Genomic DNA, 14,382 nt, shown 5'->3' on the forward strand with positions numbered 1-14,382 from the left:
TTTCTCAAAAAATAAAATCTTAATATACTGTATTTACCCGAACTCGTTCAATCGTCGGATTTCCGTTTTTATCTTTCGATATGGTATCCACGCGAATCCGTTCCAATTCCGGTTTAAATTCACTAACGAGTTTGCTGTCTACGGGAATCCCTTTCTGCAGTACCCGATAAATAATCTGGGCAAATTCATATCTCGTCATTGTACGATCCCCGCCAAAGGTACCGTCCGGATATCCTTCGATAAGTCCCTGAGCTGCCATCGCTTTAATGGTTTCATAGGCCCAATGATTTTCCGGAACATCAGGGAACATCACCGTTGAATTAGGTTTTACTGCCTGCATGCCTACCAACGTATTCACAACAGCCGTCAATTTTTGTATTTGTTCTGCCTGCTGTGCTACGACAGCACGCATATCCTTTAATTCTTTCGCCATGGCAACACGGGAAGTGGAAATATGATTTCCCTGTCCTAATTTGAAGCTGACACCCGCATTGATCATGTTTTCTCCATTGCCGATACTGCCGCCGATACTGAACATAGTATCTTCATTCGGTCGATAATATGCACCTATAGCAGCTGCGCTCGCACCGCTGTAATTACCATATCCAGCGGCAAAATCCCACTTATCATCCGGATCAAAATCGAGAGGATGCAGTGCGGCAAGAGCTGCTGCACCGGCGCCCACTTTGTCAACACGAGTATCCAAATTACTGATGGAATTCCCGAGAATACTAATATTTTGACTATTGTTAGTGACCGCTTGATTCGTTGCATACAGTTGGCTGCCATTGACAGCATCAGTGGAATCAGATGATAATTTTCCAGCAGCCACATTGGTAATTGTAGTCCCCTGAGAACCACCTAACGTAATTTTACTGTTGTCTACGCTGCCGTCACTGTTGAGATTATATTGCACTGTTCGAGAATCCAGAACTTTTAACTGATCTTCTGTCGCCCCCTGTCCGCTGGTGTAGTTACCCGGATCCCAAGTTTTATTTGTCAGTCCATTGATCGTACCGGTAGAACCACTACCATTAATCGTCACATTACCGATCTTTCCGGTTCCGTTTGCTCCATCCAAAGACACCGTCGTACCGGCCTGAATCGTACCATTGCTACCATTCATAGTTACTGCATTATCTCCGGTTCCAGCAGTAACCGTTCCTTTAGTACCATCCATGGTAACCGCATTAGCACCACTTCCCAATGTCACCGTATCATTCAACGCCACATTATAATTCGTATGTCCGTCTGTTCCATCTACCGTAGGTGTAACCGTAATGTTCTTTCCTGCAGATACAGTTGATTTTGCTGCTGCGGCTGCTTTATCCACCGTATCATTTAGTTGGTCTACATTAACTGCGTCCGTTCCATCCACCCCGGCTGCTACATTCGTTATCTTGTTGCCGCCGTTATCCAAACCGCTGCTGGTCAAAGATACATTTTTACCGTTGGAACCGGCAATGCTCACTCCATTTCCGGTGACTGACGTCGTATTGCCGGCAGCATCTTTGGTAGTCATACCTGTTGCAGTAACAGACGTGCTGTTTCCCTTGCCGTCTGCCGTAGTCAGACCATTGGTATCCATCTTGGTATTCCCAGCCGTCACGCTTTCCACATTGATATCCTTATTCAGATTTACCTGATAGTCCGTATGACCGTCCATTGGATCTACACTCAATGACACGGTTGTATTCACACCATTGGATACCGTTGTTTTTGATCCGGCTGCCGCTTTATTCAATTGGCTGACATTCACGGCATCGTTATCTGCTGTCCCATTTGCTACATTGGTAATCTTGTTGCCGCCGTTATTCAGGCCCGTATTGGACAAAGACACTGCCGTATCCCCCGTGCCGATGATTACACCGTTCGTATTCATCACCGTGTTGCCTGTAGTAAGGCTGTTGAACACCGCGTCGTCGGCCATCTGGATTTCCAAATCACCGTTTTGGTTCCTTACCGTCTTGATATTTTTCGACGAAGTCGTGCCGCTTCCTGTATACCCTCCTACAATATTCAGTCGGTCTCCCAGATTCTTATGGATGACCGTACCGTCATTGCCGGCAAAGTCTAATCCTGCACTTGTTACAGTAGAGGCTGCCAGTTTCAGCTGATCTTCCGTTGCCGCTTGACCACTTACATAGTTGTTAGGATCCCAGGTTTTGTTGGTCAACCCATTCACGGTTCCTGCGGAATCATTCCCATTAATGGTCACATTGCCTATCTTTGCGGTTCCATTGACCCCATCCAGCACCACATTTGTACCTGCCTGAATCGTACCTTTCGTACCATCCAGGGTAACCGCATCGGCACCGCTTCCCAGCGTCACCGTATCATTGAGATTCACTTGATAGTCTGTATGACCGTCTGCCGCGGTGAAAGAGGTCACGTGCGTATTGGTACCATCAGACACAGTAGTCGCAGCTTTGGCGGCCGCCGTATTCAGCTGGCTCACATTGACCGCATCGTTATCTGCTGTCCCGTTTGCTACATTGGTAATTTTCTGTCCGCCGTTATTCAGACCTGTATTGGTGAGGGATACCGCAGATGATCCGCTACCTATGGTAATACCGCTGTTATTCATCACCGTGCTGCCTGTAATAAGGCTGTTGAACACCGCGTTATCGGCCATTTGGATTTCCAAATTTCCATCATTGTTCTTGACTGTCTTAACATTAGTTGAAGAAGTAGTTCCCGTACCGTTGTAACCGCCTACAATATTTAACTGATCTCCCAAATTCTTATGGATTACCGTACCGTCATTACCGGCAAAATTCAATCCTGCCCTTGTTACAGTAGAGGCTGCCAGTTTCAGCTGATCTTCCGTTGCCGCTTGACCACTTACATAGTTGTTAGGATCCCAGGTTTTGTTGGTCAACCCATTCACGGTTCCTGCGGAACCATTCCCATTAATGGTCACATTGCCTATCTTTCCGGTTCCATTGACACCATCCAGCACCACGTTTGTACCTGCCTGAATCGTACCTTTCGTACCATCCAGGGTAACCGCATCGGCGCCGCTTCCCAGCGTCACCGTATCATTGAGATTCACTTGATAGTCTGTATGACCGTCTGCCGCGGTGAAAGAGGTCACGTGCGTATTGGTACCATCAGAAACTGTTGTTTTTGATCCAGCTATCGCCGTTTGTAGTTGTCCTACATTTACCGCATCTGTTTGATCTTTTCCGGCCGCTACATTGGTAATCTTATTACCGCCGTTATTGAGACCGCCATTGGTCAAAGAGACCGCTGTACTACCAGTACCAATAGTCACACCATTCGTATTTACCACTGTATTACCCGTGGTCACGCTATGTAAAACTGTGTCATCCGCCATTTGAATTTCCAAATTACCATTGGCATCCTTCACCGTTTTTAAATTTTTGGAGGACGTTGTTCCGCTGCCGCTATAGCCGCCGACAATATTTAACGTATCTCCTAAGTTCTTATGAATAGAATTACCATCATTTCCTGCAAAATTCAGCCCATTATTGGTAAGCGTATTGGAGGCCGACTTTAACTGATCTTCCGTTGCCGCCTGACCAGATACGATGGCATTGGGATCCCATGCTTTATTAGTCAATCCATTTACGGTGCCCGTTGAACCACTGCCGGTAATAGTAACGTTGCCAATAACTCCGGTACCGGTACTGCCATTTAATGATACTTTTGTCCCTGCATTGACTGTTCCTGCTGTACCATCTGCAATAACTGCCCCGGACCCGCTTCCTAACGTAAGTTTCGATGCCAAATTCACTTTCACTGCATTCCCGGTATTGCTGATTGTAACATTGCCATCGGTATTGCTGAAATCTACTGTACTGCCAGGTGCCACATTACTCTTAGAGCCGGCTGCCCCATTTGAGGTTAAATTCCATCCTTCATTCGCAACGGTACTGACCGCATTGAGCTGGCTGCCATTTACCGCATCCGTCGAAGTCGCTGACACAATGCCGGCCGCCACATTGGTAATCTTATTACCACCCGCATTGATGCCGCTGGCCGTAACACTCGGCCCTCCTGTAATACTAAGTCCGTTCGTATTTACCGTGGTGTTGCCAGTGGTTAAACTGGTGGAAATTAAATTTGGATTAGTAGCAATCGTCAAATTAGTACCATTCTGGGTAATAGCAATATTATTTCCTGCCGTGGTCGTAACTGTTGCACCAGGAGCTACATTTGCCGTACTGCTGCCGCTTACCGTACCCGTACCCGTCGCTGCCGCAGTGGTATTCCATCCTTTATTGGCAACGGTACTAACCGCGTTAAGCTGGCTGCCATTTACCGCATCCGTCGAAGTCGCTGACACGGTACCAGCCGCCACATTGGTAATCTTTTCATTACCCGCATTAATGCCGCCGGCCGTAATGCTCGGACCATTCGTAATGACCAGGCCGTTGGTATTCATCACCGTATTTCCCGTTGTAACACTACTCAGCCCGGTCAAGTCTTTCGCCAGCTGAACCGCCAGTGTGTTGGTAGATGTATTAGCCGTCACTCCTATATTATTGGAAGAAAGGTTCGTTGCAGAAGCTCCTCCGATAATTTGTATCGCTTGGTCAGAACCGCGCTGTATCACATTCTTATCAGAACTGCTGGCCGCAGAGGTATTGCTTACAGTAGAATTGTCACCAGCAAAACGAAGCGGCTGCGTCAAGGCATACAATTGACTGCCATTTACCGCATCCGTACTGGAAAGCGATATTAAACCAGCAGAAACATTTTGAATCCGCCGAGTCGAACCAACGGATCCCACAGTTACCACACCTGCAGGCGCAGTTCCTGAAAAAGTATAATTTCCATTGCCAATAGTAACCCCGTTATAAGTCGATATGCCTTCTGTGGTATTGCTTGCATCAGAGGCTGCTACATAAGCTGAACCGGTACCAAGATATACAGAATTTCCCATCCCTGCCGTAACACTGTTGCCTAAAATAAATACATCCGACAAATCAGATACAACGTTGTTATTCCCAATGATGCGGTCGTTGCTTCCCGTCAAGGTATTACTATTGCCCAAAATGCCTGATCCTGTGGCATAATCATATGAAGTTGCATAGGTAGTATCCACCTTGCCAACTATATTTGAATTTCCAATAACATCTGAATTCAATGCGGTTACTGTATTGCTGTTTCCCACTATACTGGAATTTACAGTACTGATGGTAGCATAGTTAAGCCCTGTATTATCTGTCGGCACTATTTGGCCTATGCTGTTGCTATTTCCGGTAATACTGGAATTATTAGAATACACCGTGCTCGCATTTCCCACAACACTGGAATTAGCCGCTGAAATAGTATCTCCATTGCCAATCGCATACGTATCGGCCCCACTCAAAGTAGTTCCATTCGTTTTTCCAAGCATTGTGCTGCCTATGGCGCCGGAGTTTGAAGCAGATACGGTTACATATGAACCCAACGCCGTTGAAGAAGTTCCCGATGCCATGGTTCCTGTACCCATTGCAATGGCAGATGTTCCCGTAGCACTGGCAGTATATCCTTGCGCAATTGCCTTTAAGCCTGATGCGTGCGCAGTTTGCCCTAGTGCAACGGCAGAATCCGCTGTTGCTTCCGCATAATCACCGATAGCAATAGCATTGTTTGACGTCGTCGTAGGACTATTCTGAAGACCTGTTTGTGCATATGTACCAATAGCAATAGAATTACTGCCCGTACTGCTCGCCGAAGTACCAATAGCCACTCCCGAAGTATCATAGGCTACAGTTTGTCTGTCCGTAGCCGATACGGCATTGCCTAAAACAATGGTATTATCTCCTTGTGCTTTTGTATTATAGCCCATGGATATACTTTCTGCCCCCACTGCGGTGACTGCCCCTCCAATTGCAATCGCATCTTTTCCTGTCGCACCAAGATTTCCTGAATTCCCTCCTACTGTTGAATTAACACTGAAGTACTTGGTACTGCTAGCTGCAATGGCACTTTTCATTTGTCCTAAATTTACAGCCTGGTCTGAGGTAACCGCATTTGCCACATTGCTGATGGTGGTGCCATTGGTTCCTGCCAGTTTAATATCAGCATTTGTATTATCCGAATAGGTAATTGTACCACTGGGGAGAAGATTTATAGTCCCTGAGCTAAGCGCATTTAATGCCGCCGCTACTGTTGAATATGTATAGGTTTGATTCTTGTTATCCGTCAGAGTGATCCCGCTATAGGTACCATTTGTATTTACTGTTACATTGCCGCCGATAAGATTGGCTACTCTGGTTTGTGCAGCCTGCAGCTGCTGTACATTCACTGCATCATACGCAGAGGAACCGGCAGCTACATTAGTAATACGCCGCTGAAAAATCTGCCCATTTGCACCGGAAGATCCCACAGATACAACCCCGACACCGGAAGTGGTTCCCGTTAGATAGCCGTTTCCTGAAGAATCACTTGCAATGGCATAGGAATCATTTCCCAATGCTATGCTGCTATTATCGGCTGCTGTCGCATTAACTCCTATAGCAACACCGGAAGAAGTAAAGGAAGTAGATTGATAGCCAATTGCAATGGAATTATCTCCCGCTGCATTTGCTAAGTACCCTACAGCGGTAGCCCCTGAAGCAGCCGTAGTAGAAGCCCCGATCGCCGTGCTATGACTCCCCGTCGCATTTGTTAAATTAGCCTGCCATCCGATAGCAACATTGTTATCACCGGCAGTATTACCGCCAGCACTGCTGCCAATCGCAATATTATAAGAACCACTCACGTTATTACCGGCACTTAAACCGATAGCGATATCTTCATTACCACTTACATATTGCCCTGCATCTGTACCTAATGCGATACGATTCGCTTGATTTTTCGCAGTGCTTGTACCTGTGGATCCTAGTCCCGCAGAAGAACCAAAGGAAATATCGTTACTGCCGCTGGTACTGGCCGATGCCCCCAAAGCGATACTTGTATCTCCGTTAGCTGCAGCAGCTGTACCTAACGCAATTCCGTTGCCAGCACTAGCCGCGGTTCCTAAAACAATGGCATTGGTTCCAGCAGAAGCGGAAAGTCCCAAAGCAATGCCATTCGTACCGGCACTAGTTTTATCGCCTATGGCAGTACCATCCGTACCGGCTTTAGCCGATGTACCCAAGGCTACGCCGCTAGCACCACTAACTTGGGTTCCATCACCAATGGCAATCCCTGTTACACCATCTGTAACAGCGGACAGACCAATCGCTATCGAATTAGCCGAGGTTGCATTAGCTGATCCGCCAAAGGCAATACTTCCCTCTCCACCGGCACTCGCGGTTGTTCCTAAAGCAATTGCATTATCGGCAGTGACACTGGCAGCATCACCTATGGCAATTCCCTGATTTCCTCCCGTGAGAGTGGTTACGCCATTCACTGTTTTCGAGCCAACCGTTGCCGCTGAGCCTAGCGCCAAAGAATTATCCGCTGCCGCTGCCGCACTATATCCCACAGCGACAGCCCCCGTACCACTGGACACTGCCGAAATTCCTGCTGCAATAGAGGCTGTCCCGCTGGATACAGCAGAACTGCCTACAGCAATCGCATCCGTCCCGGATGCACTTGCATCAATTCCCGTAGAATTTTCCCGAAAATACTTTACTCCTATACCCGTCGTTTGGAGCGCAGTTTGAAGTGCTGTTATATGAGTTGCATTGGTTGCTATATTCGTTTCATCTGTTGTAGCTCGTGTTTTTAAACCACTAATATCATTGGCATTCGCCGTTATCTTTGTTTCATCAGCCGTGGCCCGTGTTTTCAGACCGCTGATATCACTGGTATTCGCCGCAATAGTTGTTTCATCGGCCGCTGCTCGTGTTTTCAGACCACTAATATCACTGGTGTTCGCCGCAATAGTTGTTTCATCAGCCGCTGCTCGTGTCTTCAGACCACTGATATCACTGGTGTTCGCCGCAACGTTTTGGTTTGTTGCAAATAATTGTCCGCCATTTACCGCATCCATTGAAGTCACGGAAGAAATATCTCCTGCTGACACATTTGTGATTTTTTCTCCACCAGCCTTTATGCCGCTGACTTGTATGCTTGGACCACCGGTAATAGCAAGTCCGCTGGCATCTATCGTTGTATTGCCCACCGTTAGTGTATCTGCAGTTATGCTGGGGTTCACGCCAATGCTCAAGGTCGTGCCATCACTAGATTCTGTAAGGATTATATTACTGCCTTCTTGCACTTGGGTTATTCCGCTGATCGGCACAATGGTATCTGCAAATACCGGAGAAATCATGAATCCTGCCATTGCAGAAGCAAGCAGCAGTTTTCGTGCGTTTAATAATTGTAAAGCACATTTATCTTTCCGTTTGGCCGAGGGAGTTGAAGATTTGCTATGTCCTTTAGATAATTCAGATACCACTTGATATACCTGCAGTGCTTGATTAAATATAACCTTATATATTTTGTTCATAATTTTTTCCTCCATTATTTTCTATTTTTCATAAAAGAAAAAAAGGCTGTAAAATGAATCCCCAAGGCATTGGCAATATCTATGAGCATAGACAGCGAAATATTCCGATTATAGTTTCCACATTCGATTTTTCCGATGGAACTTCTGCTGATATGTGCTTTATCCGCCAATTCTTGTTGGGTTAAATTTTTTTTTTTCTATAACTTGCAACTTGATATCCTATCTGTTTAAAATAAATTTCCTTGTCATCATACAAAATTATCTCTCCTTTTTTATTATTTAGTTAAGAATATTAAGTTATATTGATTATTATTAACTTAATATATATATTTGTATGTTATCGTTTCTTCTATTTTTTGTAAAGTATAATTATTCATAAAATAAATTAATAGTTTATATATTCGTCTTATAATGTTCATAAATAAGAACATTATCATCATAAATAAGAACATTTGAATTGTATTTATGATGATAATATAAACACTTTAAGCCTTTTTACGCTTATATTTTAAATAAATATTCATATTTTTTATAATACAAACGTAAAAATAAATAATTAGTCTTATAAAAAAATATTATTAACTAGTCAAGTGTTCACTTTTACATTTCTTCTATATATACATTTTAAAATACATAGATCATATTACTTCAACATAAAAATCCCTGCTACATACCTATGAGTAAAAATCATCATAGGTATATAGCAGGGATTTTCTATATCCACACTATATAATTAAACTAGTTTTTCTTTTCCATTAAGTATCGCATGAACCAAGGTATTTCCCTTATAAATAACTTTAAGAGAAAAGAAGTCCTGTTTCTGCTGCATCAGTTTTAAAAATATTTTATCCCCTGCCCAAAGAGGTAAGTCATATATTTTTTCAATAGGAATCCACTGCAATACACCTTCATCACATTCCTGCAGCTCTCCAGAAAAAGAATCCGAACTATATAAATGCATAAGTTCTGTTTCATAATCATCACAAATAAACGTAATAATACCGCAATACCGCCAAGAGGACAATGTTAAACCTGTTTCTTCGTAAACTTCACGTAATACACAGTCTTCCGGACTCTCATGCTCTTCAAATTTACCGCCAATGCCAATCCATTTATCATGATTAATATCATTTTTTTTCTTAATGCGATGCAGCATTAAGTAAGAATTATTTCTTTCTATATAACACAATGTAGTATTTAGCATATATGTTCACTCTTTTCTTTTTATACCTTGTATTTTATTATTATAGCATAGGGTATACTGCTGTCTACTGCTATATATCCTACCTGCCGGTCATAAAAAAAATGCTCTTCATAAGTTAAATTGCCGCATTCAGCTTATAAAGAGCAGTCCTTGTATCGTATAATCAATTAGCCAACAATTTAAATTCTTATCGATTATATACAGATAACTGCACATAATCTGATCCGAAAAACAGGAACTCGCCATGACCTATTTTATATACTGGTGAGAGTTGTCCCCCTTGAGCAGGAATGCTGGGAAGATCCTCCATTCCATAGGCTTCTTTGTACGCAGATGGTGCGGAAGCAGCGCCAAGTCCGGATTTATCAAAATGTTTCGTACTATCTTCATATAACCGGATACCTACTACAATATTGCTTTTAAAAATAACATCAAATTTATTGGCATCATATTCCCATCGTTCCGTACCATTTTCGGCAATAATATTCGTCGGACGGGCATAGTGTTGCAATACATCTTCCTGCGTCATACCCAGATAGATGCCACCGGCAGATTCATTGTATTCCGGACGAGTAGAGCGGCGCAGTACCATATGATCATCGACAATAAGATATTGATGCACATTATTCCCAAATAAATCCATTTTTATATTACGATTCCCCGCAGCTTCAGCAACGCAAAAAGTACCGCTTCGCGGGTAATCATAGGTACAATTCTGTGCGCCAAGGACTTTGCAATTATTAATATAATCTCCTTGGATCGTCAGCGTCAGATTCCCCTTGGTACTGTACCAATCGCCTTCGGCCGGTTCCAGCCATTGTAACATATTTTCCCGACTTTCCGTTCCTTCTCCTTTTGCTAAGCAATTCATTGATACTGCCATAAAAAAAACAAAACATACTGCAACTATAGATAATAACTTTTTCAAAATGGGTCTCTCCCTTATACTGGTTTCTTTTCAAACGAATATTATACGCTCATTCATGTAAGAAAACAATATATATTCACCCAATCATCAACATCTGTGCTATAAGTCCCACTTATTTAAAATACGCCGAAAAAGATTTGCTTCGTTCCAATACTGCTCCCGCTGCAATAGCTGCTGCAATATTAACTACTCCTTCTAAAAAAAGTCCTGGCGCAGAGGTTAATCCAACTGCTATCCCTCCATATAGAATACTTCCGAATATAGTATATCCAATGACCATCCATCCACCTGATAAGCATAACCCGCAAAAAGCATAGGCAGACAAAACATGAATATCTGCTGCATGTTTTTTTACAATGTGCCAGAGAATAATCACCATACTATATTTGATAAGAATAGTCGGAAGAATCCATATAGGAAAACCTCCTAAAAAATCGGCAAATGCAGAACCAAGGCTGGCTGCCACAGCTCCTTCACGATGTCCGGCATATAAAACAACCAGAAAAATGGCAGCATCTCCTAAATGAGCATATCCCAAAGGAATTGGAATACGCGGAACAATTGTCATCATGCAGATAAATGCCGTCATAACAGCAGTTATGCAGATACTTCGTGACGCAGACATAGGTTTTGTCTTGTTATACTCCATCATGGCACACACTCCCATTCATATTCTCGTACCTAATTTTCTTCGTACGCCCGTACACGCAGTGTTAATCCTCGTTGGGCACATACTGTTTGACAAGCTTTAATTTCATCATCACTTTCCACTTTATCTACGATCGTCATTACCACATGGGGAATATATCTCTTGCAATGACCTGCAAATGCAAGCATCGCTTCAAAGGATTCTGCGCCAAACTTACTTCTCGTAAGTGTTAAATACCGTTCTGCATTTGAAGCATTAAGACTGATAGAAATAGTATCTAAAATATGATGGTCAAAGACGGACGATGTATCGTAACCATATTCCAAATCAGATAAACCATTTGTATTAATCCGTGTTTGTACGTGAGGATGCCTATGTTTTACATAGGTTAAAAGCTGAACTACATCAGATAATCTCATCGTTGGTTCACCAAACCCACAAAATACAATTTCATTGATAACCGTCCATGGTGCTGTATCCAACATATACTGTATTTCTTCTGCAGAAGGTTCTGTTTCCAACCAAAGTGTCGCTGTTTTATCCATTTTTTTTACGTTCCGCAAACAAAATGTACAAGCACAATTACAACGATTCGTCATATTGATATAAACACTTCTCATGCCCTGCGGTTGTCGTTTTAAACTTTCCTCCAAACTTAAATACCGCCCCTTATCATACGTATAGATAATCATATTCCTGTCCTCCTCATTCCAATTCTGTCAAATATTCTTCAAATGCCAATCCATAATTCCAAGGCAATCCTAGTTTTTCAGTATATACCAATGTTTTTACAATAAAATCCACTGCTTTTCTTACAGAAGGTATTAATGGTTCTCCTTTTACTAAGCAGGCAGAAATGATTGCGGTAAAAATATCTCCCGTACCAGACCGGTTGCCGCCTATTTTCAACGTCTTGATAATCTGCGGTTCCTTTCCTCGTTCATATATATAATTACTAATTGTATTCTTCTCACCCACCCCGGTAATGATAACCTGGGAAGGTCCCTTGAAAGATAATGCCTCTGCCATTTGAAACAACGCTGTTTCACTCACTGTGCCTTCATCCGGATACGGTATGCAAAGCAATTCACAAGCCTCCGTAAGATTCGGCGTTATCGTATCAGCATACGTTAAGAGCCTTCGCATTTCATTGCAAATATCGGGAGTGTAGGATGCATATAATGTACCATAATCTCCCATTACCGGGTCAAAAATAACTTGTGTATGTGAATGTTTAAAGTTTTTTATAAACTCAATAACAATGTCAATTTGTTTGACAGAACTAAGAAATCCGGTACAAATCCCATCAAATTGCAATTGATTGTCCTTCCAGTTACGTATATACGGCCGCATATTTTCACTGTAATCACTCATATAATGAGCAGAAAAACCCGTATGAACGGAAAGTATGGCTGTCGGCAGCGGACATGCTTGTACTTTTAATGCGGAAATAAGCGGCAGTTCCACAGTAATTGAACATCTTCCAAATCCCGTTAAGTCATTGATTAAGGCAATTCGTTTTTGTCTCATTGTCTACTATCATCCCCAGTACCCATATAGTTTTAGATTTCCCGCATCAGAAAATCTAAAACTAAGTATACATCAAATGTGTATTCATTAAAATATACAAAAATAAAATATTTTAGTGGTACAGATTGATAAAAAAAACAGCAGAAATACTGTATAACAGTATCTCTGCTATGTAACAGACATATAATTTACTACTTTATAATATGGGAAAGAATATACGCCATATAAGGATGTCTTTGATTTTCTACCCAATTTTTAGCTGGTACATCTGCAAACTGCAGTGCATTATACACAAGCAATGCAGTAGCTAAGCAAGCACACATCGGAAATAAGTAAGCAGGAGAAAAACGCGATAATTCCAACAAAAATACGATGGCGGTAACTGGCATTTTTTGTGCCAAACCCAAGAAAATAGCAGCTCCAACAAAGGCAATAACAGCAACTGATACCGAAATACCCGGGAAAAGGATATTCCAAAAAATTGCTGAAACCATACCTATCATTCCTCCCAGCATCATCGAAGGTGTAATGCGGCCACCGTAAGCACCTGCAGCTGTTGCCAATATAACTGCCAGCCATTTAGTAGATAAAAGTCCCAAACCATATTGCCAACTGATCATATCTGTAAAACTAAGTTGATTGCCCGCTTTCCCATTACCTAGAATTTCCGGATAATACATGGATAATACCCCAATGAGAAAAAAAGATATGATAGCTGCCGCTATTATTTTAGGATTATTTCTGGAGATGAAAGGAAACGGCTTCAAACTCTTTTCAAAAACAATAACGGCAATCGCTATAAAAGGTCCTATAAGTGCTGCAAATAAAACGGTCGATTCACCGAATGCAACTTGTGGCAGAGGATATTGAACCAGATCACCCAATCCTTGCCGTACAACATAAACAGCAGTACCGCTGCATAGAAAGGCTGCACTAACAGATCGATAATCCCAGCGCATTAATAATGTTTCCAACGAAAATATGGCAGCCGCCAAAGGAACATTATACACTGCTGCCAAACCCGCCCCAGAAGCACAAGCTAATAATAATTTTCGTGTTTCTGTATCAACATGAAAAACCTGAGATAATTTCGTTGCAAAGGCTGCACTAATTTCTCTTGGAGCAACTTCCCTTCCCAGAGGTGAACCTAATGCAACTGTTATAATTTGAAGGACAGCATGAACAACCGTTGTTTTCACCGGCATCTCCCGAGTTGGATCATCCACGGTTTGCTTGATAGAAACAAGAGGCGGACAAATTCGATGAATAACAAACCAAGCTCCTCCAACTAGCATGCCGCAAGCCGTCAGCACAATAAGCCGGCGTAAAGGCGATGCATATTCTACAACCTCCCGAAAAGATACTTCGCCATAAAAACCATATCCAAAAGCATAATGTTGTATCGTATGCATAAGTACAGTCAAAATAATACCTATAAATCCGGCTGCTGCGCCTATAATAAGCAAGTAAAGTATAACTTTTATATGTAATGATTTCATGTAGAACACTCCTGTTAGTGAATTCGCCATGTTTTATTGCAAGTGGCATTTGGTATACCATTATTGACAAAAAACAAATGACCTGCATGTATAAAATTACCATGTATTCATGAAAATGTCAACATGTATTTGAAATATTATATTAAGATAATTAAGATAAAAAATATATATAATTTT

At 42.4% G+C, this 14,382-nt stretch carries 7 protein-coding genes and 1 pseudogene; all 8 read right to left on the bottom strand.

Annotation, left to right across the window (positions count from 1 at the left end; translation table 11 throughout):
* Window positions 1-19 precede the first annotated feature (19 nt).
* The 8 genes and pseudogenes from BLR11_RS14460 to BLR11_RS02440 all read right to left on the bottom strand — a co-directional run bounded on the left by BLR11_RS14460 (window position 20) and on the right by BLR11_RS02440 (window position 14,205).
* Entirely contained in the window at window positions 20-8,395 is an 8,376-nt protein-coding gene (locus tag BLR11_RS14460) for an ESPR-type extended signal peptide-containing protein (RefSeq protein WP_176762840.1), read from the bottom strand.
* Window positions 8,396-8,409: 14 nt separating this feature from the next.
* Window positions 8,410-8,580, bottom strand: a pseudogene (locus BLR11_RS14710) (helix-turn-helix domain-containing protein); the annotation flags it as partial.
* 548 nt (window positions 8,581-9,128) lie between these two features.
* Entirely contained in the window at window positions 9,129-9,599 is a 471-nt protein-coding gene (locus tag BLR11_RS02415) for an NUDIX hydrolase (protein WP_091647871.1), read from the bottom strand.
* 187 nt (window positions 9,600-9,786) lie between these two features.
* Window positions 9,787-10,527: a hypothetical protein gene (locus BLR11_RS02420; RefSeq protein ID WP_091647873.1), complete on the bottom strand. Its 741-nt coding sequence runs from the start codon at window positions 10,525-10,527 to the stop codon at window positions 9,787-9,789.
* Window positions 10,528-10,639: 112 nt separating this feature from the next.
* Window positions 10,640-11,179 carry an ECF transporter S component gene (locus BLR11_RS02425; RefSeq protein WP_091647874.1) on the bottom strand — a complete coding sequence of 180 codons (540 nt, stop codon included), beginning with the start codon at window positions 11,177-11,179 and terminating at the stop codon, window positions 10,640-10,642.
* Window positions 11,180-11,208: 29 nt separating this feature from the next.
* On the bottom strand, window positions 11,209-11,868 hold the full coding sequence (locus BLR11_RS02430) for a TatD family nuclease-associated radical SAM protein (RefSeq protein ID WP_091647876.1): 660 nt from the start codon (window positions 11,866-11,868) through the stop codon (window positions 11,209-11,211).
* 13 nt (window positions 11,869-11,881) lie between these two features.
* Window positions 11,882-12,706: a pyridoxamine kinase gene (locus BLR11_RS02435; RefSeq protein ID WP_091647878.1), complete on the bottom strand. Its 825-nt coding sequence runs from the start codon at window positions 12,704-12,706 to the stop codon at window positions 11,882-11,884.
* Between the two features lie 191 nt (window positions 12,707-12,897).
* On the bottom strand, window positions 12,898-14,205 hold the full coding sequence (locus BLR11_RS02440) for a chloride channel protein (protein WP_091647879.1): 1,308 nt from the start codon (window positions 14,203-14,205) through the stop codon (window positions 12,898-12,900).
* Between the last annotated feature and the right edge of the window lie 177 nt (window positions 14,206-14,382).

It is taken from the genome of Megasphaera paucivorans (genome assembly GCF_900103535.1).
Lineage (GTDB): Bacteria > Bacillota > Negativicutes > Veillonellales > Megasphaeraceae > Megasphaera_A > Megasphaera_A paucivorans.

Bases quoted from the DNA above. Each gene is read 5' to 3' on its own strand.
- BLR11_RS14460 (WP_176762840.1), bottom strand. From the start codon at position 8,395: ATGAACAAAATATATAAGGTTATATTTAATCAAGCACTGCAGGTATAT.
- BLR11_RS02415 (WP_091647871.1), bottom strand. From the start codon at position 9,599: ATGCTAAATACTACATTGTGTTATATAGAAAGAAATAATTCTTACTTA.
- BLR11_RS02425 (WP_091647874.1), bottom strand. From the start codon at position 11,179: ATGATGGAGTATAACAAGACAAAACCTATGTCTGCGTCACGAAGTATC.
- BLR11_RS02430 (WP_091647876.1), bottom strand. From the start codon at position 11,868: ATGATTATCTATACGTATGATAAGGGGCGGTATTTAAGTTTGGAGGAA.
- BLR11_RS02435 (WP_091647878.1), bottom strand. From the start codon at position 12,706: ATGAGACAAAAACGAATTGCCTTAATCAATGACTTAACGGGATTTGGA.
- BLR11_RS02440 (WP_091647879.1), bottom strand. From the start codon at position 14,205: ATGAAATCATTACATATAAAAGTTATACTTTACTTGCTTATTATAGGC.